Annotated in this window: 20 protein-coding genes and 2 pseudogenes; 11 read left to right on the top strand and 11 right to left on the bottom strand. The window is 37.1% G+C overall.

Features of this window, described 5'->3' with window-relative positions:
* Positions 1-25: 25 nt before the first annotated feature.
* Positions 26-250, top strand: a pseudogene (locus QSG86_RS00535) (zinc ribbon domain-containing protein); the annotation flags it as partial.
* 85 nt (positions 251-335) lie between these two features.
* Here the strand turns inward: QSG86_RS00535 and phnX are convergent.
* The 10 genes from phnX to QSG86_RS00485 form a co-directional block, all read right to left on the bottom strand.
* The gene (gene phnX / locus QSG86_RS00530) at positions 336-1,151 is read right to left on the bottom strand and encodes a phosphonoacetaldehyde hydrolase (RefSeq protein WP_317032830.1); all 816 of its coding nucleotides are present in this window, start codon (positions 1,149-1,151) and stop codon (positions 336-338) included.
* 42 nt (positions 1,152-1,193) lie between these two features.
* Positions 1,194-2,306, bottom strand: a complete 1,113-nt coding sequence (gene phnW, locus QSG86_RS00525; RefSeq protein WP_317032831.1) for a 2-aminoethylphosphonate--pyruvate transaminase — start codon at positions 2,304-2,306, stop codon at positions 1,194-1,196.
* Between the two features lie 69 nt (positions 2,307-2,375).
* Positions 2,376-3,530: a TIGR03364 family FAD-dependent oxidoreductase gene (locus QSG86_RS00520; protein ID WP_317032832.1), complete on the bottom strand. Its 1,155-nt coding sequence runs from the start codon at positions 3,528-3,530 to the stop codon at positions 2,376-2,378.
* Between the two features lie 95 nt (positions 3,531-3,625).
* Positions 3,626-5,338 carry a putative 2-aminoethylphosphonate ABC transporter permease subunit gene (locus QSG86_RS00515; protein WP_317032833.1) on the bottom strand — a complete coding sequence of 571 codons (1,713 nt, stop codon included), beginning with the start codon at positions 5,336-5,338 and terminating at the stop codon, positions 3,626-3,628.
* The gene (locus QSG86_RS00510; protein WP_317032834.1) at positions 5,332-6,531 is read right to left on the bottom strand and encodes an ABC transporter ATP-binding protein; all 1,200 of its coding nucleotides are present in this window, start codon (positions 6,529-6,531) and stop codon (positions 5,332-5,334) included. The genes QSG86_RS00515 and QSG86_RS00510 overlap by 7 nt, the downstream gene beginning before the upstream one ends.
* Positions 6,532-6,579: 48 nt before the next feature.
* Positions 6,580-7,623: a putative 2-aminoethylphosphonate ABC transporter substrate-binding protein gene (locus QSG86_RS00505; protein WP_317032835.1), complete on the bottom strand. Its 1,044-nt coding sequence runs from the start codon at positions 7,621-7,623 to the stop codon at positions 6,580-6,582.
* Between the two features lie 112 nt (positions 7,624-7,735).
* Positions 7,736-8,479 carry a UTRA domain-containing protein gene (locus tag QSG86_RS00500; protein WP_317032836.1) on the bottom strand — a complete coding sequence of 248 codons (744 nt, stop codon included), beginning with the start codon at positions 8,477-8,479 and terminating at the stop codon, positions 7,736-7,738.
* A 94-nt stretch (positions 8,480-8,573) separates the two neighbouring features.
* Positions 8,574-9,239: a class I SAM-dependent methyltransferase gene (locus tag QSG86_RS00495; RefSeq protein WP_317032837.1), complete on the bottom strand. Its 666-nt coding sequence runs from the start codon at positions 9,237-9,239 to the stop codon at positions 8,574-8,576.
* 149 nt (positions 9,240-9,388) lie between these two features.
* A complete protein-coding gene (locus QSG86_RS00490) occupies positions 9,389-11,077 on the bottom strand; it encodes an AMP-binding protein (protein ID WP_317032838.1) in 1,689 nt (562 codons plus the stop codon).
* A 120-nt stretch (positions 11,078-11,197) separates the two neighbouring features.
* Positions 11,198-11,812, bottom strand: a complete 615-nt coding sequence (locus tag QSG86_RS00485; RefSeq protein ID WP_317032839.1) for a TetR/AcrR family transcriptional regulator — start codon at positions 11,810-11,812, stop codon at positions 11,198-11,200.
* Positions 11,813-11,957: 145 nt separating this feature from the next.
* On the opposite strand from QSG86_RS00485, the gene QSG86_RS00480 reads away from it, so the two are divergent.
* The 6 genes from QSG86_RS00480 to QSG86_RS00455 all read left to right on the top strand — a co-directional run bounded on the left by QSG86_RS00480 (position 11,958) and on the right by QSG86_RS00455 (position 20,012).
* Complete coding sequence (locus QSG86_RS00480; RefSeq protein ID WP_317032840.1) at positions 11,958-13,124, top strand: isovaleryl-CoA dehydrogenase; 1,167 nt, start codon at positions 11,958-11,960, stop codon at positions 13,122-13,124.
* Positions 13,125-13,148: 24 nt separating this feature from the next.
* A complete protein-coding gene (locus QSG86_RS00475) occupies positions 13,149-14,756 on the top strand; it encodes a carboxyl transferase domain-containing protein (RefSeq protein ID WP_317032841.1) in 1,608 nt (535 codons plus the stop codon).
* Between the two features lie 10 nt (positions 14,757-14,766).
* Positions 14,767-15,564, top strand: a complete 798-nt coding sequence (locus tag QSG86_RS00470) for an enoyl-CoA hydratase/isomerase family protein (RefSeq protein WP_317032842.1) — start codon at positions 14,767-14,769, stop codon at positions 15,562-15,564.
* 13 nt (positions 15,565-15,577) lie between these two features.
* The gene (locus QSG86_RS00465) at positions 15,578-17,572 is read left to right on the top strand and encodes an acetyl/propionyl/methylcrotonyl-CoA carboxylase subunit alpha (RefSeq protein WP_317032843.1); all 1,995 of its coding nucleotides are present in this window, start codon (positions 15,578-15,580) and stop codon (positions 17,570-17,572) included.
* Positions 17,569-18,471 (top strand): hydroxymethylglutaryl-CoA lyase, encoded by a 903-nt coding sequence (locus QSG86_RS00460; protein ID WP_317032844.1) that lies wholly within the window; start codon positions 17,569-17,571, stop codon positions 18,469-18,471. The genes QSG86_RS00465 and QSG86_RS00460 overlap by 4 nt, the downstream gene beginning before the upstream one ends.
* A 269-nt stretch (positions 18,472-18,740) precedes the next feature.
* Positions 18,741-20,012 carry a hypothetical protein gene (locus tag QSG86_RS00455; protein WP_317032845.1) on the top strand — a complete coding sequence of 424 codons (1,272 nt, stop codon included), beginning with the start codon at positions 18,741-18,743 and terminating at the stop codon, positions 20,010-20,012.
* Here the strand turns inward: QSG86_RS00455 and QSG86_RS00450 are convergent.
* Positions 20,009-20,653, bottom strand: coding sequence for a TetR family transcriptional regulator (locus tag QSG86_RS00450; RefSeq protein ID WP_317032846.1), 645 nt, complete (start codon positions 20,651-20,653; stop codon positions 20,009-20,011). The two genes, QSG86_RS00455 and QSG86_RS00450, sit on opposite strands and share 4 nt — an antisense overlap.
* A 53-nt stretch (positions 20,654-20,706) precedes the next feature.
* Between QSG86_RS00450 and QSG86_RS00445 the strand changes: the two genes are divergently transcribed.
* The 4 genes and pseudogenes from QSG86_RS00445 to QSG86_RS00430 form a co-directional block, all read left to right on the top strand.
* Positions 20,707-22,197, top strand: a complete 1,491-nt coding sequence (locus QSG86_RS00445; RefSeq protein ID WP_317032847.1) for an MFS transporter — start codon at positions 20,707-20,709, stop codon at positions 22,195-22,197.
* Positions 22,198-22,329: 132 nt separating this feature from the next.
* On the top strand, positions 22,330-22,740 hold the full coding sequence (locus QSG86_RS00440) for a PaaI family thioesterase (protein WP_317032727.1): 411 nt from the start codon (positions 22,330-22,332) through the stop codon (positions 22,738-22,740).
* Between the two features lie 179 nt (positions 22,741-22,919).
* Complete coding sequence (locus QSG86_RS00435; protein ID WP_317032728.1) at positions 22,920-23,237, top strand: hypothetical protein; 318 nt, start codon at positions 22,920-22,922, stop codon at positions 23,235-23,237.
* A gap of 111 nt (positions 23,238-23,348) precedes the next feature.
* A pseudogene (locus QSG86_RS00430) lies at positions 23,349-23,483 on the top strand (DUF4172 domain-containing protein); the annotation flags it as partial.
* Positions 23,484-23,514: the final 31 nt, after the last annotated feature.

The following is a 23,514-nucleotide window of genomic DNA, read 5'->3' as shown; positions in this document are numbered from 1 at the left end:
ACCTGATTGACTACCAAGACGGTATCTCATGTTTGAGGAAGTCAACGAAAGTTTCACAACCCAAATGTGTTCGTGCTGTGGTGAGATCACCGCAAGCAGTCCGAAAGGTAGAGCAGATTTGCGAATAAGAGTATGGGAATGTGAAAACTGCTTAAGTTCCAATCAACGGGATTTAAATCGTGCTAAGAACATACTTGCGCTTGGGCTTAAGCGTCTAACAGTAGGAATCACCTCCATTTTAGGGAGGTGAGGAAGTCAAAGTGGATCGCAGTCTCGTTGATTGGATAAATTGATTTCAATCAAAAGTGATGAGTCATGTTCAGGAAAAAGGCAAACTAAGGTGTTTCACCTTGTTGCAAACGTTGCTGAATATCATCCAGAACCTGTGGTAAATCAGCTATAGTATCAATAATATAGTGTGCGCCAGAAGTTTGCATTTTTGTATAAGCCTTGGTTTTTAACGTGTGCTGTTCTAATTCAGAACAGCTGATCCATTCTGGATAACTTAAACCCACCTCGTTACCACTCACAGCCAAGGCGACTGTCCAGCATCCAGCATTTAAGCCTTCTTCAATGCCCACAACAGTATCATCGACTTTAACCACGGCTTTAATGTCTGATACCTCCAGTGCAATTAAATTCTTCCATAGCATTTCTGGATATGGTCGTCCATGTTTTACATCACTGGCTGTAATAATACAATCTGGTATATAGCCTTGCGCTGCTGCATCTTGAACTAATTGCTCAATCATCATCGCTGCATATCCTGTATTACTGCCGATTTTAGCACCACGATCACGAATATCTTTAAATACAGCTACTGCACCGGGAATCAGCTGTGAACATTGTGGAATCGTCTTAAGTTGATAGGGAATAAAATCTTGATATAAACGATCAATATCTGCCTCAGTAACAGCACGATCATATATGGCTTGCCAAGCTGCTGCGACTCGAGGCATATTGAGAACTGCTGCAATATGATCGCGTTTTTCTAAACCCATTGGTGCTCTGGCCTCATCGATACTAATCGTCACATGATTATCGGCAAACAGTGCCATAAAAGCCAGAATCGGTGCACGAGAACCAAAATCTACGGTTGTTCCAGCCCAATCAAAAATAACGGCTTGTAATACGGTATTAGTCGTGGTCATGATATTGTCCTAAAATATTTATTTATTGAGTAATGCATCTATTTAATGCTGGCAGTAGGCTGTCATAGCGGTAACAAGACGTTGAATATCCTCTAGATAAACTTCACCAATATTGCCTATTCGAAAACAGTCGAGATCGGTCACTTTACCTGGATAAATCACAAAACCAGCTTGTTTTAAATTGTTGTATAACGTCATAAAATTAAACTGATGATCTTTTGGGTATAAAAATGTCGTAATTACTGGGGATTGGGCACTATCAGCAGGTAAAACCAGTTCAAAACCCAATGCTTGCATACCAATAGACAATTGTTGCTGATTACGAGCATAACGTTGATAACGTGCCGCAATTCCACCTTCTTGTTCGAGCTCTAAGAGTGCTTGATAAAAAGCACGAACCACATGTGTAGGAGAAGTAAAACGCCATTTACCCGCGTGCTGTTCCATGGTATGCCATTGATCATATAGGTCTAAACTTACAGAGCGTGCTAGTCCCCGACATGCTTGTAATTGATGACGTTTGGCAATAATAAAACCAAAGCCAGGTACACCTTGAATACATTTATTGGCACTTGAAATAAGAAAATCGATATCTAGTTGGGCGATATCCATAGGGATTCCACCAAATGAACTCATGGCATCAACAATCCACACTTTTTGTGCCGCTTTTACGCGTTGGCCAATTTCTTGAATAGGATTTAATAAGCCTGTCGTTGTTTCACAATGTACGCAAGCAACATGAGTAATATCCTGATCTAATAAAGCTGTTTCTATTTCTGATAAAACGGGTGTCTGTGTTTCAGGATAACGTAACTCCACGACGTCAATATTTAAACGATGTGCCATTTGCACCATACGCGCGCCATAAGCACCATTATTAATAATTAAAATTTTTCCAGTCGGTGCTATTGCCGATCCTAAAACTGCTTCTACTGAAAAACTGCCACTACCTTGCATTAAAACAGCACTATAGTCTTCAGTTTGCTCTGTGGCTAAAGCAACCAGTCGTTGTCGAATTTCCTCTACCAAATCATTATATTCTTTGTCCCATGTACACCAATCCCGTTGCATAACACGACGGACATTTTTCGAGGTTGATAGTGGACCTGGTGTAAGCAATATATATGGGTTATCAAGTTCAATTTGGGCATTCATAACAAGATCACTTTTGAATAGATTAAATGTAGTATAAATCAATCTGGTTTAAACCAGATGACATTATGCTTATAAAATATACGTTTCTAATATTTCTTTCATAAAACCTGCACCAGTTGTCATTCCTTTTCCAGCAATGGCACTAATCAAGAAAATATGAGGTTCAACTTCAATCACACTGGCTAAGTGATCTGGATGAGTTAAATAGTAACCATTCCAACGTGATGTGATTTTGGGCAACATGAGGCCCATTTTTTGCTGGCAATATTGCCAAATAAACTGATTGATTTCTTCTCGTTGATTAAACTGTTTGGCTTGATCAAGTGTCCGGTATTCATGGCTATCCCCTAAAATAAGTTGGCCATACTGATTCTGTTTGACTAAAATGTGCAGTCCATAATCCTTCACCACGCCTTGTTGTGATTCAGCAATTAATGCGCTATGACTAGGACAAATTTCAAAAGCAGGATAACGTGAGATTGATAAGCCCGAATATAAAGAGGCATGGAGAGAATACCGCAGTGGTTCCGTCAGCATCATTTGTAAACTGCAACGCAATAGTCCTAATTTTTTTAATACCTCTGGATAAAGAATCTGACTGATCTCACCATGGCAAATAAAGATTTTTGCTGCTGTATAGCATTGACCAGATGCCAGCTGAATGACTGCCTTACCTTGTTCTGAACGTGTTTGAATCACACATGCATTGTGATAAATCTTGACACCTAATTGCTGTGCATAATCTAATAAGCGATCAGTGATAAGCTCAGGCTCAACGGAATAATCTGCGTGAAACAATAATCCACCACGAATACCAGCATTTACATTTAAATAAGGACAACGTTGTCTTAATTGCTGTTGATTCAATAAAGTCACGGCAATCGCATAATCAGGCGCAACTTGAGAAAATTCATGAAGCACTTGCCATTCTAATTCTGTGTTGGCCAAATACACGCCATCCCGTTGCTGGAAAGAAATATCTTGTTGATTTTGGATACGTTGATAAAATTGGCAAGTTTCCAATGCATATTGCCGCCATTTTGTATCAGGGCGGGTTAAGGTTGAGATACCAACCATACCGAAATTACGTCGTGTAGCACCAATTGCGTGTGGATCTTTTTCAAAAAGACAAACCCTTAAGCCTTGCTCTGCAGCTTGAATTGCTGCAGATAAACCTAAAATTCCAGCTCCAACTACAATCAGATCTGTATCTATCCTGTTCATATTGATATTCCATATTGGGTTATTTTAAACATGTGTTAGTCCCTAGTCTGCCTAAGCAAACCATTGATAAAAGTTATTGTTTAAGGTGTTAAATCTTAATGGTAGGGTTCACGCCAGCGTTGGCTAGATTGCAGCATTTTTCGTGTTAAGCACCAATGTAATAATTTAATGCCACAAGACGTTGCTAGAATTAAAATGCTCATTGCAACGGCAGCCACAGTATCGCCAGCATCATCCATATTAAGTACCGCAATAGAGGCAAGACTTGTTTCTGGTGAATATAAGAAAATTGCTGCAGAAACAGTGGTCATGGCATTGACAAATAAATACACTGATACGTCGCATAATGCAGGTAAAGTCAACGGAAAATAGACTTTTCTTAACATGTTCCAATGAGAAATATTCAGGCTTTGAGCTGCATGATCTAATTGATCTGGAATTTGTTGAATGGCATGACTAAAGGTTAAATGTGGGACGCTATAATAGTGAATTATCGTAGAGAGCACCAATAATGTCATACCGCCATATAGTATCGATAACGGATTTTCTGGTTGGTTAAAAAATAAAATATAGCCAATTCCTAATACTAATCCGGGTACAGCTAAAGGCAATAAGGCTAACATTTGCACATAGTTTTTAAGTAGGGGATGTGCTTTAAAACGTGTTGTAAATAAAGCAATGATAAAAATCATACTGGTACCGATTATACTGGTCCAGAATGCCAATTTTAAGGAATTAAAATAGCTAGGCCAACCGCCACCATCGACATAATCAAAGCGATAATGGCTGAATGTCAAAGATAAGTCATAAGGCCAATAACGAATAAAAGATGCAAGAAATGCGGTGATAATGATTAATAAAATTGCTGTGGCAACAATACTACAAAATACGGTAAATAATGTTTCAAGCTTGTGATTTTTTGCAATATAGTAAGGCTGGGTCTGTGAAGATTGAGTATGTTGTTGACGATGCCGTTGATAACGATCAATCATAAAAGCCAACAGTGCTGGGCATAATAGCAATATTGAAATGACCGCACCCATACTGATATTTTGTTGGCCAATAATTTGTTTATATACATCCAAAGCCATCATATTAAATGATCCACCAATAACTTTGGGAATACTAAAATCAGTGATGACATAGGTGAATGCCACTAAACATGCACTAATTAAGCCATAGCGTATTGCAGGTAAAATCACTACAAATTGAGTTTGCCAAGGCGTTTTACCCAATGCATACGCAGCCTCAATTAAACGTTGATCAATATTACGAAAAGCCGTACTCATTAACATGACCATGGCAGGGAATAACCAAAAACAATAACTAATTAATATTCCTAAAGGACCATAAATTTCTAAGCTACCCAAAAGATCTTTAAAAACACCTTGCTGACCAAATAAATAAATTAAAGCCAATGCCGGTAAAATCGCAGGTGCTAAAATGGGTAAAAAAGCCACTGTTTTGAAAAATGCTTTTGCTTTCATCTGCGTATTGATCAAGGCAAATGCATATATGCTTGCCAATATTACCGTGATTAGTGTTGCGGATAATGCAATAGATAATGAATGAAAAATAGATGAAATTAAGGCAGGGTTAGAAAAATAAATTTTAAAATTTTCTAAACCAATAAACTGTTGATTTTCATCTAAAAATGCACTTTGTAATAATATTAAAAGGGGGACAATTAAACATAAGGTCAGAAAAAATGCTGCAAAACACAACACCATACTTGATCCTAACGCATAACGTGGCCTTTGATATATTTTATGTTTAAGTACAGCACTTGCCGTGGTTGAATTTAACATCTTGCACGTCCTTGCATATCAAAAATATGCAATGCATTGCATGGGATTTGTAACCACATTTCATCTGCTAAAGTAGAAAAGTATTGATTTTCAATATCAACTTGTAAGATTAAAGCTGATGTTGTGGCCTGATCATGGGTGTGTAAGGTACAAAATAAGCGACGTTTTGCACCCAAAAATTCCATACTTAAAATACGTACAGCGAGGTTTAATTTTCCACTTTGTTGTTGATTTTCAAATAAAAGTTGAGCGCTTTCTGGATGAAATGCGATTTCTAGACGTTCTTGCTGTGCAAATTGTATTCCCGGCATGTCGAGATGATAGTCTTGTGCAATATTCAAACGATGTTTATCCACCGCAATCGCATCTATAAAATTCATGCTACCAATGAAGTTTGCGACAAAGCGTGTTTGCGGCTGATAATAGATATTATGCGGTGTATCCAATTGTTCAATTACACCTTGATTCATGACGGCTACACGATCTGAAATACTCAGTGCTTCTTCTTGATCATGTGTCACCATAATCACGGGAAGGTTTAACTGACGCTGAATCATGCGAATTTTTTGACGTAAATTTAGACGTACTAAAGCATCCAAAGCGGATAGTGGTTCGTCTAGTAATAAAATATCAGGTTGAGGTGCAATAGCACGTGCCAAAGCCACACGCTGTTGTTGACCGCCAGAAAGTTGATTAGGATAATGATTGTTCAGATGTGGTAATTCTATCAGTTGTAATAGTTCATTAACTCGTGCTGTAATCTGTTGCTTAGACCAATTTTTTTTATCTAGACCAAATGCAATATTCTCCGCCACTGTAAAATTGGGAAATAAAGCGTAATTTTGAAAAACTAAACCACATTGACGCTTGGCTGTTGCCAATTGAGTAATATCACGTTGTTGTTTAATTATTCGACCATAATCCGGTTGTTCCAATCCAGCAATAATACGTAATAATGTGGTTTTTCCGCAGCCAGATGGACCTAAAAAACTAACGAACTCACCTTCTTTTAAGGCTAAATTAATATGTTTTAAAACGGTACTTTGTGCAAAAGATTTCTGTACATCAATAACTTCAAGAATCGTTTTTGCCTGATGAGTTGAGTAGCTTTTTAATGTAGAAAGTAAATGTCCTGCAGAAAGATTAGTCATTTTTTCTGGCAAGACTTGTTGTAAGTGAAGTGGAATTTGCATAATGTGCCTAAATAGAGTGATATCATCGGGTTTAAAATGATTTACAGCTTAGTGTTCGAACTGTGCTGACCATTGTTTTAAAATTTTTTCACGCTGTGTTGCTGCCCAATAAAAATTATGTTTGATTAATTTTGTCGATAAATTTTGATCAAAGTCAGGGTTCGGGCTAGTGACTTTTTGATGTGCCACAATGGGAAAATTATGTGCATAGACTTGATTGGCAGACTGACTGACAGTCCAATCAATAAATTTTTGTGCGCTGGTGAGTTTTTTTGTGCCTTTAATAATGGCTGATGCTTCCATTTCCCAGCCTAATCCCTCTTTAGGATAAATAATTTCAAGTGGTGCGCCACGTGCTTTTAATTTATAACCAGGATAACCAAATGAAATTCCGATTAAGGTTTCACCTTGTGCCGCCATTTTACAGGGCTTAGATCCAGAATGAACATACTGAGTAATGTTTTGATCTAAAGCACGCATATAATTCCATGCTTGTTGTTCGCCAAAAAGCTGCATCCATGCAGTTACATCTAAATAACCCGTTCCACTAGAAACAGGATTTGGCATGACAATCATGCCTTTATAGATTGGTAAGGTTAAATCTTTCCAACTGCGTGGTATTGGGAGATTTTTCTTTTTTAGTTCAAAGGTATTTACACAAATGGCAGATTCCCACGCGGTCATACCAGTCCAAGTCGGAATATCTTTTTGACTATAAAAATCTGTTTTAAGTTGTTCAATATACTTTGGTTTGTAGGGTTGCAGCATATTGTTTTGTTCCATCATCAATATACTGGTTAAAGCAACACCCATGACCACATCGGCTTGCGGATTTTTTTGTTCAGCCAATAATTTTGCGGTAATTACTCCTGTAGAATCTCGTACCCATCTTACTTTTAATTCTGGATAAGCTTGTCGTAATGCCCATTTATAACGTTGTAGTTGATCGGCTTCTACAGCGGTATAGACGGTAATTTGCTCATTTTCGCCGACAGTCGATTTGGTGCTACATCCAACGCTTATCCATGCAGACAATGCACTGCTTGCGAGCAAAGCGATAGGCTTTTTTTGCTGATTTAAATACTGACGCATCTGACATTCCTAATGAATGCAATTCTTGGATAGATGCTATTTCAACAAAAATTTATGACAATTTGATTAATCTGGTTTAAACCAGATTAAACTAAAAAGCACAGTAAAATGATTAAGATATCGTATTGTTTTGTGCCTCAAAATGTAAATCAAGGACATCATGTAACCAGTATTCCTGATCAACATCGGTAATCATGCCATTTTGATCGCGGTTGGTACGACAAATATATAAGCCCATACTGCCGACATTGACATGTAATGCTTTTGCCTGTTGTTCAGAAAATGCGGTTGGATATAAATTAATATGGGCACGTGTTAATTGACGTTGATATTTTGTTGCCATTAATAGCGTAATAGAGTCTTGTAAGTTTTGTGTTAGAAAGTGTGGGAAAAGTTTTGCATTAATTCTTAAATGTTCAACGACAGCAGGACGACCATTAATACTTCTACGACGCCAAATTGAATAAACCTCATCACCGACATCAATATGAAGGTGTGCTGCGTCCCATTCTGTCGCTGCGACAGATTCGGCAGAAATTAGTTCGGTTGCAGGAATTCCTCCTTGCTCTTGAACATATTGATTAAAACTTTTTGTTGATTGTAAATGGTAAATAATACGTGGTGCGCGAACAAACCATCCTCGACGATCTAAACGATAAATAAGACCATCCATTTCTAAAGCCAGCAGAGCTTCTCTTACTGCAACACGTGTGGTTGAAAATTGTTCACTTAAGAGCCGTTCGGAAGGTAATTTCATCTGTTGAGTCAATTGTCCGGATTCTATTTGATGTGCAATTGCGTCACGTATTGCAATATATTTAGGAATGCGTTGTGAAAGGATCGTCAAATCAGACATAAATATAATGTTCTTAAAAATAAAATGACTATACTAACCGATCATGACACTGACTTGACATATTATCGGTATCTTGACACCTGTTAGATAGTGATTATTTTTCCATCAAAAAACCATAATAATCGATAATTTGACAATAACTTCTTATATTTTTAAATCCGGCATTAATCATATAATCCTGAAACTCTTCAATATCAAGCAATTGAAAATCATCTTTTAAACGATCAAGCATTTTTTGACTTTGCTGTTGGCTTAAACCGATGTGTTGAACCAAATGCTGTATAACCGTTAATGTTTGTGGATCAGGTGCCAACATTAAATCATAGGTCAACAAGTAACCTGAAGTTTTTAGTTGGTTGAAAATTGCCTGATAAAATTTGGCTTTATGTTCATATGCAATAAAGTGTCCAACCAAAATCGTAATCGCTGCATCAAACTGTGCGGTTAATGGAATATCACAAATATCTGCATGAATAAATTCAACACGATTTTGATCGTTCAATAGATTATGTTGAGCTTGTTGCAACATCGTTAAGGAAGTATCAACAGCTGTAAAAGTCCAATTCGGATGCTGTTGTAATAAATAACTTAATTCATATCCAGTACCACAACCGACCACTAAAATATGTGCAGACTGTGTTAAGTATGTGGTTAAAATGGCATTGATTTGTTGATGAACCAATTCATAACCTGGAATTAATTTTCGAATATGATCATCATACCTTTCGACCACTACTTTATTTTGAAAATCTTTTGCCATAATCGAGGCTCTCACTTTAGTCAAAATATACTGTCGTATTAGATCTAACTCTAATCATCATTAGATAAGTCATTACATGACATGATTCAAAGCATACAAAATAGATTACTACGGATAAGTTTAACTCATCCGTAGTTTTATATTTCAGTTTAAGCACTCTGTTGCAGATTTAATTGCTTTTGCATAAATTCTTGTAACTTAAACTTTTGTGTTTTTCCAGAAGCTGTCATTGGAAATTCGGTTAAAAATTGAACATATTTAGGAACTTTATTATGAGAAATATGCTCTATACAAAACTGACGAATTTCCTCAGCAGTACATTGATGATGTTCATGTAAAATAATACAAGCACAGAGTTCTTCACCGTATTTTGGATCAGGCACTCCGACGACTTGTACTTCGCATACTGCTGGATGAATGTATAGAAAGTCCTCTATTTCTTTAGGAAATAAATTTTCTCCACCACGGATCACCATATCTTTAATACGACCTTTGATTTGAATATAGCCAGCTTGATCCATCTCAGCAATATCACCTGTGTGCATCCATCGTGCATGGTCAATCACTTCATGACTTTTATCATGATCTTCCCAATAACCTAGCATTACTGAATAGCCTCGTACACAAAGCTCTCCAAGCTGACCACGTGGTACAACACGTCCACATTCATCAATAATTTTCACTTCAAGATGTGGATGAACACGACCAACCGTGGTAACACGTTGTTCGATGGAGTCATCGGTTGAACTTTGTGCACTGACCGGTGCTGTTTCTGTCATGCCATAACAAATGGTAATTTCTGCCATATGCATACGGTCCATCACACGTTGCATAATCTCTTTAGGGCATGGGCTTCCAGCCATAATGCCCGTTCTTAAGCTTGATAAATCAAAATCATTAAATTGTTCATGCTCTAAGATGGCAATAAACATGGTTGGAACACCGTAAGCGGCAGTACATTTTTCTTGCTCAATTGCCTTTAAGGTATCTAAGGCATTAAAAACAAAGGATGGATAAACCATTGTTGAACCATGGGTAATACAGGCCAGATTCCCCATCACCATACCAAAACAATGAAAAAGTGGTACTGAAATACAGACACGATCTTGGGGCTGAAGATGAATAGATTCGCCAACAAAATAGCCATTATTGAGAATATTATTATGTGTCAACATAGTTCCTTTAGGACTTCCAGTTGTCCCAGAGGTAAATTGAATATTGATGGTATCATCGAATTGTAGCTGGCTGGCTTGCTGTTGTAGGCACTCTAGTTCAGCCAAACTTGGTGCAGTCAGTAAATCACTAAACCGATATATCCCTTGATGTTGTTGCGAATCAATCTGAATCACATATTTTAAGTGGGGAAGTTTAGCTGCAGCCAAAATTTTATGATCAGCGTATTCAATCTCTGGTGCTATTTTTTTTAAAGTCTCCAAATAGTTGCTGCTTTTAAATTGTGATGCAATCACCACCCCTTTGCAGGATACTTTATTTAGAACATATTCTAATTCATTACGCTTATAGGCTGGATTTAAATTCACCAAAATAATCCCAGCTTTAAATGCAGCAAATTGAGTAATGGTCCATTCGACGCAATTGGGGGACCAAATCGCCAAACGATCGCCTTTTTCAAAACCCAATTTAAGTAAGCTACAGGCAAAAGCATTGACCTGTTGCTGTAGCTCCCGATAACTTAACCGTATCGCTTGATGTACACTCACAATTGCATCGTGATCAGCATACTGTTGGCATGCCTGATCAAATTTTTCGCCAATCGTCATGCCTAATAAAGGTTGGCTACTGGCGCCATATGCATAACTTAACTGTACTGGCTGCATCGAAACACTCCTTGATTCTTTGTAATTTTGATTATTACACTATTGTTTTTACCGATGACGACCTTGTCAACTTTGCCCTTGTTGAATCAATACACGCTCTAAATATCTCCTTTTAATTCATTAGTTAATTACTGCATTAACACAAAAGTCGGCAATTTGTTTGACAAAATAGTCCTTATTTTTTTGATCAAACATCACATCACGAGAAGGATTTAATGGTTCAATCACCACATAGGTCATTGCACCAACCACCCCTAAAGCTGCGGTATTTAAATCCTCAAACTCAAATTCACCATTAGTTTTTCCTTCCGCTAGAATTTCTTTAATACTTTGTTTGATGAGTTGCTTACTGCGAAATCTTTCATGTTCAATTTCGGGATCAGTGGGTTCAAACATCAATGAATAAGCAAGTTGTGGGCTATTCATGGCACGCTTGACAAAAGTTGTAACAGATTTTTTCAATTTCTGTTTTGCCGATAAATCTAAACCACTAATGTGATTAATAATACGAATCTCATAACGAATAGCTTCCGACAATACTTCAATTAAGATCTGGCTTTTGTTTTTAAAGTAGCGATACACCAAACCACTCGAAACGCCCGCACGGTCAGCAATTGCTTGGACTGATGCCTCTTTAAAACCGCCCTGAGCAATTAATTCACGTGCAGATTGTAAAATCGCTAAACGATTTTGTTCCATGCGTTCTTGCATCAATGATGATCTTTTATAACTCATATTTGTATTCTCAGCTAGATAAAATGAATTGTAAATCATTTTGTGAATTTAAGTTCACTTTTTTCAATTTTCGTTGTATGTTGGAAAGCAGGTACCCACATGTACTTTTGGAAACAACAAATATAACCTCAAATTGGATGAAGAAATGAATTTACAAAGCCTGAATTTTGGTTTGGATGAAACATTGGTCACCTTACGTGATTCAATTGCAGTATTTTGTGCAAAGGAAATTGCACCTATTGCACAGCAAGTTGACCAAGATAATAAATTTCCTGCACAGCTTTGGAAAAAATTCGGTGATATGGGCCTACTTGGATTAACAGTAAGTGAGGAATATGGTGGTACTAATCTTGGTTATTTGGCCCATATTATTGCGATGCAAGAAATTTCACGTGCTTCTGCAGCAATTGGATTGTCTTATGGCGCACATTCCAATCTTTGCGTTAACCAAATTAACCGCAATGGTAGCACAGCACAAAAGCAACGTTATTTACCAAAACTTGTTTCTGGTGATTATATTGGCGCTTTAGCGATGTCTGAACCGAATGCAGGTTCAGATGTTGTCAGTATGAAGCTTAAGGCTGAAGATCAGGGTGATCATTTTGTGCTGAATGGCTCGAAAATGTGGATTACCAATGGTGGTGATGCAGATGTTTTAGTGGTGTATGCAAAAACAGATCTGCAATCTAACCAGTTAACCGCATTCATTATTGAGAAAAATATGCATGGCTTTAGTCATGGGAGTCATTTAGATAAGTTGGGTATGCGCGGTTCTAATACCTATCCATTATTCTTTGATAACGTCAAAGTTCCTAAAAGCCAAGTATTAGGTGAAGTAGGCCATGGCGTTAAAGTCTTGATGAGTGGCTTAGACTATGAACGTGCTGTTTTAAGTGCTGGGCCACTCGGGATTATGGATGCCTGCATGGATTTGGTGATTCCCTACATCCATGATCGTAAACAATTTGGTCAGGCCATTGGTGAATTTCAGTTAATGCAAGGCAAAATTGCAGATATGTATTCAACATGGCTTGCATGTAAGGCACTGGTTTATGCCGTGGGAAGCGAATGTGATTTATCGGATCATCGACGTAGTTTACGTAAAGATGCGGCAAGTGCCATTTTATATGCTGCTGAGAAAGCCACTTGGATGGCCGGTGAAACGATCCAAATTTTAGGTGGCAATGGCTATATCAACGAGTTTGCCGCAGGACGTTTATGGCGTGATGCGAAATTATACGAGATTGGTGCTGGTACTTCTGAAATCCGACGCATGCTGATTGGCCGCGAATTATTTAATGAAACTGCATAAATTGCTATTACAAGGAAGTCCAGCATGAATCAACTTCACAGTAAAATTAACACGCGTAGTGATGAATTTAAAACCAATCAATCAGCCATGCTTAGCTTGGTCGACGATCTGAGAGCAAAAGTTGAACATATTGCTTTGGGTGGAGGAGAGCTTGCACGTCAAAAGCATTTAAGCCGTGGCAAACTCTTGCCTCGTGATCGTATTAATCAATTGATTGATCCTGGCACAGCATTTTTAGAAATTGGTCAATTGGCCGCGTACCAAGTTTATGCTGATGATATTCCAGCAGCAGGTGTCATTGCCGGTATCGGACAGGTTAATGGTGTGACCTGTATGATTATTGCCAATGATGCAACAGTCAAAGGTGGAACCTATTATCCATTAACAGTTAAAAAACACTTACGTGCTCAAGAAATTGCCGAACAGAATCAATTAACTTGTATTTATTTAGTCGATTCAGGTGGAGCATATCTTCCTTTACAAGATGAAGTTTTTCCAGATCGTGATCATTTTGGCCGTATTTTTTATAATCAAGCACGGATGTCGAGTCAGGGTATTGCACAAATTGCCGTCGTCATGGGCAGTTGTACTGCTGGAGGAGCATATGTTCCCGCGATGTCTGATGAGACAATTATTGTCCGTAATCAAGGCACAATCTTTCTTGGTGGTCCGCCATTGGTCAAGGCTGCCACAGGCGAAATCGTCAGTAGTGAAGATCTTGGTGGAGGCGATGTACATACCCGTTTATCGGGTGTTGCTGATCACTTGGCAGAAAATGATCAACATGCATTGGCGATTGCACGAAATATTGTTGCCAATCTAAATATCAAACCACAGCACACCACTATGGCGCTTGATATTGAGGCACCATTATTTGATGCAACAGAGCTTTATGGCATTGTACCCCACGATACCCGAAAGCCTTTTGACGTTCGTGAAATTATTGCCCGTATTGTAGACGGTTCTCGTTTTGATGAATTTAAAGCTCGCTTTGGTACCACTTTAGTCACTGGTTTTGCAACTTTATATGGAATCAAAATTGGCATTATTGCCAATAACGGTATTTTATTTTCAGAATCAGCACAAAAGGGAGCCCATTTTATTGAGCTCTGTGCTCAACGTAATATCCCATTATTATTCTTACAGAATATTACTGGCTTTATGGTGGGACGCCAGTATGAAAATGATGGTATTGCAAAAAATGGCGCTAAATTAGTGACTGCAGTTGCAACGGCCAACGTCCCTAAATTAACTTTAGTCATTGGTGGTTCATTTGGTGCGGGTAACTATGGCATGTGTGGCCGTGCTTACTCACCACGATTTATGTGGACATGGCCAAATTCACGAATTTCTGTGATGGGGGGAGAACAGGCCGCAAGTGTATTGGCCACCCTTAAACGTGATCAAATCGAGGATAAAGGTCAGCAATGGTCTCATCAAGAAGAAGAGCAGTTTAAACAACCTATTCGGCAACAATATGAACGCCAAGGCCATCCTTACTATGCTTCAGCACGCTTATGGGATGACGGTGTTATCGATCCAGTACAATCACGTGAGGTTTTGGGTCTTAGCTTGATCAGTGCATTAAATGCACCAATTCAGCCAACCAAATTTGGTCTTTTCCGGATGTAGGAATGTTGCAATGAACTATCAATTTTTACAACTCGAACAACAAGATCAAGTCATGACCGTATGGATGGATCGTGCTGAGCGGCATAATGCATTTAATACTGAAGTGATTGAAGAACTGTATCACTGTTTTCAATTTCTTCATCAACATCCAGATATTCGTGTGGTCATTTTAGCCAGTCGGGGTAAAAACTTTTCTGCAGGTGCAGATCTAAATTGGATGAAACAAGCAGGTGCTGCATCGGTACAGGAAAATCAAGCAGATGCATTTAAACTGGCACAAATGTTACATTGTTTAGCAAGCTTAAAACAGCCAACAATTGCACGTGTACAAGGCATTGCTTTTGGTGGCGGTATGGGATTAGCAGCGGCTTGTGATATTTGTGTCGCCACAGATGATGCTCAGTTTGCAACCTCTGAAGTTCGTTTAGGTTTGGCTCCATCGACCATTAGTCCTTATGTGATCCGTGCTATTGGTGCACGTCAGGCTTCACGTTATTTTTTAACCGCTGAACGAATTTCAGCACAACACGCTAAAAATATAGGTTTGGTACATGAAGTGACAACCATCGAACAGCTTGATAGCACCATTGCACAACTGGTCGATAGCTTATTATTAGGCGCACCTTTGGCACAAAGTGCTTCAAAACAACTGATTCAAATGGTCAGTCAACATGAACTGAATATACAATTACTTCAATTTACAGCACAGCATATTGCCGATATTCGTCAGGGAGATGAAGCCAAACAAGGCCTTAATGCCTTTCTTAATAAACAAACGCCCGCTTGGATTAAAACTACTGCAGAATAAAAAGGATTTGATCATGTTTGAAAAAATTTTAATTGCCAATCGCGGCGAAATTGCTTGCCGTATTATTCGTACTGCAAAAAAACTTGGTATTGTAACGGTTGCTGTTTATTCAGATGCTGATGCACAAGCACAACATGTAAAACTTGCAGATGAAGCAATTTATATTGGTGAGTCAGCTGCTGCACAAAGCTACTTGCAGATTGAACGTATTATTGCAGCAGCACAATTAACCGGTGCACAGGCCATACATCCGGGATATGGGTTTTTATCAGAAAATGATCAATTTGCCTTGGCTTGTCAAAATAATCATATTGTTTTCATTGGTCCTCCTGTTGAGGCTATTTTGGCAATGGGGTTAAAAGCAACCTCCAAATCACTGATGGAAAAGGCAGGCGTACCCCTCACACCAGGTTATCATGGGCAGCAACAAGAGCCTGAATTCTTAAAACAGCAAGCAGACCAGATCGGTTATCCTGTCTTAATTAAAGCCAGTGCGGGTGGTGGTGGTAAAGGTATGCGTTTGGTCGAAGACAGCGCATCATTCTTAGCAGCATTATCTTCATGTAAGAGTGAAGCACGTGCTAGTTTTGGTAATGATGATGTTTTAATTGAGCGCTATGTTGTACAGCCTCGTCATATTGAAGTACAGGTTTTTGGTGACCAATATGGTCATTATGTTCATCTTTTTGAACGCGATTGCTCAGTACAGCGTCGTCATCAAAAAGTGCTTGAGGAAGCACCTGCACCAAATATGCCAGAAGATAAATTACAAGCGATGCGTGATGCTGCAATCAATGCTGCACGTGCAGTCAATTATGTTGGTGCAGGTACGGTTGAATTTATTGTTGAACAAAATGGTAACGCTTATTTCATGGAAATGAATACGCGTCTACAAGTTGAACATCCTGTGACAGAAATGATTACTGGGGTAGATTTAGTTGAATGGCAATTACGTGTGGCTTGTGGTGAGCCGCTACCCAAACAACAACATGAATTAACTATTACAGGTCATGCGCTTGAAGCACGTATTTATGCTGAAGAGCCTGAAAATGATTTTTTACCTGCCATTGGTCAAATTAGCTATTTACATTATCCTACACAAAATGATCGTGTCCGTGTTGATAGTGGTATTATCGAAGGCGATGAAATTAGTACCTATTATGATCCGATGATTGCCAAACTCATTGTGTGGGGCGAAAATCGTGAAGCAGCTTTAACACAAATGCACCATGCTTTAAGTCAATTTCATGTGGATGGTGTAGGCAATAATATTGCATTTTTAGATCGACTTGTACGTTGTGATGCATTTAAAACAGCACAGCTTGATACCAATTTGATTCAACGTGAAGAAAAATTTCTTTTACCTGAAAAATCAGCTTTAACCACGCAACAAGCCGTTTCTGCTGCATTAATTGAACTTTTTTCGCGTATTAATACATCCCAGATATCGCATCATCCTGTCTGGAAGAACAAACACTTTTGGCGCTTAAATCAATATGCCAATTATACTGTTGTATTAAGTTATCAAAATGAAAATATTAAAGTTGATTTTAATATCTCACCACAAGGCATAGTGGCTAATTTTAATCAGCAGCAGCTCCATATTGAAGCCAATTTACTTGATCAACATCGTTTACAAGTACAATTTAATTCACAAAAATCAATTTTATATTTTAATAAAACGCTACAAGGTATTACGCTGTTTCATGCGGGGCAACGCTATTGTTTTGATACTACAGAGCATCACTTTAATTCAATCGAAGAAGAGCAAACAGAACATCAATTGGTTGCCCCAATGCCTGGCGTAGTGACACAAGTATTGGTTACGGCACAAGATAGCGTGAAAAAGAACGATATTTTGATGACACTAGAAGCAATGAAAATTGAATATGCGATACGTGCGCCACATGATGGCATTATTACTAATGCTTATTACCAGCATGGTGATCAAGTCAAATCTGGTGATAAGCTCATTGAATTACAGCCATTCACGGAGGAGGTTGCATGAGTGATTTTGTTAAAATTGTTGAAGTTGGGCCTCGTGATGGACTACAAAATGAAAAACAACCATTAAGTTTAACGCAACGTCGCAATCTGATTTTAGATTTAATTCAGGCAGGTTTAAAAAATATTGAAGTTGGTTCATGTGTTTCTGAAAAATGGGTTCCACAAATGGCCAATAGTGATCTATTATTACAGAGCCTGCCTAAACAACCAGAAATACAATTTAGTTTGCTTACGCCAAATTTAAAGGGATTTGATGCGGCACTTGCTGCTGGATGCCGTGAAGTTGCTATTTTTACTGCTGCCTCTGAACAATTTACCCAGAAAAATATTAATTGTTCTATCCAAGAAAGTTTAGCGAAATTCAAAGATATTTTACAGCTTGCTCAGCAACATCAAGTTAAAGTTCGTGGCTATGTTTCCTGTGTAATTGATTGTCCTTATGCAGGTGCAATTGCACCGCATCATGTGGTGAAAGTTACCCGTGCTTTACTGGATATGGGATGTTATGAGGTTTCATTAGGTGACACAATTGGTACAGCAACTCCAAATCGTGTACAACAATTATTAACAGCATGCCAAGATGAAATAGATTTAAACCTGCTTGCTGGTCACTTTCATAATACCTATGGTATGGCAATAGCCAATATTTATCAGTCACTGTTACAGGGAATACGCAGTTTCGATGCCTCTATTGCTGGTTTAGGAGGATGTCCTTATGCCAAAGGAGCTTCGGGTAATGTTGCAACAGAAGATTTATATTATTTACTATCAAAATTAGGTTTCGAAACCGGAATTCAACTCGATGCTTTAATGCATGCCAGTCAAAATATTAGCCAAGTTTTAAATCGTCCTAATTTATCTCATTATGCCAATGCTTATCAGCAACAAGAATGTGCTTAGGCATTGATATATATTCCGCACAATTAGTTAAATTTTTTTATAAAAATCATCCTTTGGGATGATTTTTTATTATCTTTAATTTCTTATGTTAAACATTAAACAGGTCTATATTCGATTTATTCATGATGTATTTTTTATGAATAAAATAATGTAAATAATCGCTTAGATGACATGATTAAAAAATGACATTTACATAAATCATGATCACCGCTTTTTGAGTATTGCGTGCGGTTTATAAGGAAATAAAAATGTATATGATAAAATCATCAATGAAATCATTTCTAATAATGCTATTGGCATGGGGCGGAGCTCAAGCAAATGCTGAATTGGTTTTACCAGAAGCACTTAAAATTCAACCTGTGCTAGATATGACTTATGCGATATTTCATAGTGAAAAAAACTATAATGATCCAGCAGCACAACATGCCGTTTCTTGGCAAGAAGCATATGCAAAATATGGTTTACAAGCAGAATATCATGGGCAAGATTCATTATGGTCTGCCAATATTATCGGTATAAGTTCAGCAACATTTGGTGATGGTGATGCGGGTGGTTTTACCACAGGAAAAGAACGTAAAACTTCTATAGAAGAATGGCGTTTGGGTTGGAAAAATACAGCGAAAAATCAGACCGATATTGAGATCAGTTTGGGACGTCAGAAAGTGGTGGTCGGTGATGGATTTATTGTGGCAGGTGACGCACTTAATTTAGGTAAAGCACTTGCTGATGGTGAAGTTGATCGTGGCGGTGGTTATTATTTAGCTGCAAGGCAAAGCTTTGATTTTACGACAGTGATTAACTTAAAATTGACTGAAAATTTAGATACGCACTGGTATTATTTAAAATCAAATAATAAAGCACAATATCAACCTACATTATGGAGTACAGATTGGCAATATCGTTATAAAAATAGTAATTTTGGTTTAACTTATTTACAGATATTAGATCTAAAAGATCCTTTAGAAAAATCTATACGTAATCATTTAAAAGATATTTCTTTTCGTGCTAAAACTGAGTTAAATCAACAACTAACCTTGACTGGGGAGTATGTGATACAAAAGCAGCAAGATCGTAATGAAAATGCTTGGTATTTGGCAGCAAATTATACTTTTGATCAATTTAAATACAAGCCAACACTAGGATATCGTTATTCATCTTTTTCGACGCATTATGATCCATTATTTTATGGCAATACTGATGCAGGCTTTGGTACATGGTTCCAAGGTGAAGTTGCTGGTAACTACGCTGGACCAATGAGTACCAATGCTCATATTCAACAAATTTCCTTACAAAGTAGCATTAAAGAAAATTTAAGTTTAGGTATATTGGCTTATCAATTTAATACCATAAATAAACAATCACAAAATTTAGATGGTCATGAGTTAGATATTTTTGCCATTTGGTCACCTTATCAGGGTTTAAGTCTTATACCACTGATTGGTTTTTATAAGCCGAAGCATGATATCAACCATGATGGCACTCAGTCTCCTGATCGACAAATGAATACCTATACACAGCTGATTGTACAATACGTATATTAATGATGTGATTTTAACATTTTCTCAGGTTTAATAAGTTTATCTTCAATAAATGTTGTGACCAGTTGTATTGCATAATGATGTGTAAATAACTGGCCATGAAATTTTGATAAACTTTCTAATCCTAAGGTTAAACCGATTAATTGCCATGCAATATCATCTAAAGTTTGTACCTCAACTGCTTGATTTGTCTCTAATAATGTCTTAACTGCATGATGCCAGGCATCCATACTCATCATAAATACACGTTGAAACTCAGTACTGAGTTGACTATTTTTTTCAGCATCGTTCCATAATCGAATATATGGAAACTCTCTTTCTCGTTCAGTAAATCCTAATACAAAGAGTAATTTTTCTGTTAAATCGAGATTTTGCTTGATTCTTTGAGGATCTAAGCATTGATAAACGAGTTGAATAAACACTTCACATTTTAAAGTTTGAATGGTGGCAAAGTGATGATGAATAAGGCCAACCGATAAAGCTGCTTTCTGTGCAATATTTCTTACGGTTAAGGTGTTTAGCCCATCTTCAAGTGCCATCATCATGGCAATATCTAAAATTTGTTGCTTTCGCTCGACCTTACTTAAATAACTCATTGCTTTACTAAATTTCCCCATCATGATTGCAGCATATATCAGTTGCATTAAAAAGCAAAAAATGTCTAAAATTGAACAAGTGTTCAATTTGTTATTTAGTTATGTCAATCAAATGGTTAATTCTGGCAATTACTGTTGGGCTTTATTTACCTGTCGCAATCGATGCTACAGTTTTGCACATTGCAATACCCACATTAAGTCAAACACTCAATGCAACAACTGCACAGTTATTATGGATTATTGATATTTATCCATTACTTATGGCTGGACTTATTTTAGTTATGGGGGCTTTAGGAGATAGGATTGGCTATCGAAAATTGATGTTGATGGGAAGTATTATCTTCGCTATGGCTTCAGTATTAGCGGCCTTCTCAACTACAGCAAATTTCTTAATTTTATCAAGAGCAATTTTAGCTTGTGGTGCGGCAATGATTATGCCAGCAACCTTAGCATGTATAAGACATACTTTTAATGAAGAAAAAGAAAGAAATTTTGCATTAGGAATGTGGGTTGTTGCCGGAGGCGCTGGTGCGGCATTTGGACCGCTTATTGGTGGTTTTTTGCTGGAATATTTTGATTGGGGAGCCGTATTTTTAATTAATATCCCGATTGTTTTAATAGTGATTATTGCGATTTTAAAATACATTCCCAAACAGGCAGTAAAATCTCATCAACACATTAATATTGTCGATGCATTAATGTTAATTACAGCGATTCTTTGTCTTATTTATAGCTTAAAATCAGGATTAAAACAGTTTGAACTAAACGTTATTATATTCGGATTAGTTGGTGGGATACTAACTTATCTCTTTATTAAAAAACAAATAAATAGCAAACAACCTTTACTTAACATTCAACTATTTCGAACAAAATCTATTCAGTATGGTTTTATTATTTCTGTGGTTGCCATGATTGCTCTGGTTGGTTTTGAATTACTGATTTCTCAAAAATTACAATATGTATATCAATATAGTCCTTTACAGGCAGGATTATATATTTTGCCTTTTATGCTTGCCGTGAGTGTCAGTGGTTTTTTCAGTACACCACTTCTTAATCGATTTGGCTGTAAAAAAGTTGCAGTATATAGCTTACTACTTAGTGCGTTCTCCATGTATGGTTTAGCAGGTATTGATGTTGCTACAATGGATTTTATTGCTATATTTTACATGGTATTACTTGGTTTAAGTATATTATGTGCTTTTTTAGCAGCAACATCTGCAATTTTATCTGGTGCACCGATTGAACAAGCAGCATCGGCAGGTGCAATTGAAAGTATGTCTTATGAGTTGGGTACAGGATTTGGCGTTACCTTGTTTGGTTTATTGGCTTCATTTTATTATCGCCAGCATGTAAATTTCACAGCGTTATTATCAACAGTACAACAACAAACAGCTCAAAATTCGATTGGTGAAACATACCAAATTTTACCCGATTTAACAGTTGAAAATGCAGCAACTGTTATGCAATTAGCGAATACTGCTTTTGTTGAAGCACACCGTTCTGTTTTGTTGATTTCTAGTTTTATTTTACTTTTTTTAGCGATTTATATTGCTATTTTTTGGAAAGAACAGCACATTCAATCCAATATTTAATGCTGATCAGCAGAATATGTAATCAGTTACGCTTTCGGTATTGATAACAAGAGATGGTGATATTTGTGTTAAGTTAATGACGATGACCAATCAAAATATATTGAGATAAATAATATAATCAAGGAAGAAAATATGTCGGCAAGTAAAGCAGAAATTATTGAATTTATGAAAACTAATTTTCCACAAAGTCAGTGTGTGGTTGAAGAGATCATTGCTAATGGTGCAATTGTTTCACATGATATTGGCTTTAACCAACTTCGTCCTGGTGGTACAGTGGCAGGCCCAGTACTCATGGCGATTGCTGATGTTGCAATTTATGTTGCTATTCTTGGGAAAATAGGCATAGTTTCATTGGCTGTCACTACTAGTTTTAATATTAATTTTCTACGAAAACCAGTTGCAAATTCACGAATTATTGCACATTGTAATTTAATTAAAACAGGAAAAACCTTAATTATTGGTGAGGTTTCCTTATATTCAGAAGCTAATAATGATTTGGTTGCACATGCTGTTGCAACCTATGCTATCCCTAAAGAGCCTTAGGCATATTTATTTTTAATAGATATTTTATTGTATTATAAAGTTTGTCGATGCTATTAAGATGTAACTTTTAAAATAAAATATATTCAGTCTATTGTATTGAGACAGCATAGCGTAATTTAAGATTTCTATTATGCATCAAAACTGTTATGTTTTATAGGTAATAAATTTAAGGAAAATTCATGAAAAATAAAATTATCGTCTGCACATTATTTGCTTTAACGACATTAACGGGTTGCGCAGTTACTAATGATTATACTCAATGGAGAGGGATAGGTTTAACATTTAACTCTAATATTCAAGATTTAGGGCATGGCCGTTATATGGCCGCAGTAGAAGCTGCTCCAGCAGCTGGTCGTAAAAGTGGTGCCGAAGGTTATGCATTAATCAATGCAACTAAGTTCTGTAGTGAACAAGATAAAGCAGTTAAAATATTAGACACTCGATTAAGTTCTCATCTGCAAAATGGTGTAGCACATATGACTTTTGAATGTATTTAACCCATACTTTAATAAAGATTTGAGCTAATTAAACCAAACATTCGACTCAAATTATGAGTCGAATGTGTGATGTATTCAACTCATCATAGATTTTAGATCAGAGAAATTGAAATGCAAGAATGGATCTGGCAGAGAGAAAACTGGACAAATTTCACATGGCAAGATTCAATTATCTTACCTAAAACTAGAAAAATACATCAAAAAATAGGGATTCTACTTGGGCAAAGTCAGCATAATTTAGCAAAATAACAACTTACCCTAGATACTTTACTCACAA

The sequence above is a fragment of the Acinetobacter sp. SAAs474 genome, from assembly GCF_032823475.1.
In the GTDB taxonomy this organism is placed as follows: Bacteria; Pseudomonadota; Gammaproteobacteria; order Pseudomonadales; family Moraxellaceae; genus Acinetobacter.
This window is presented reverse-complemented; position numbering and strand designations above follow the sequence as displayed.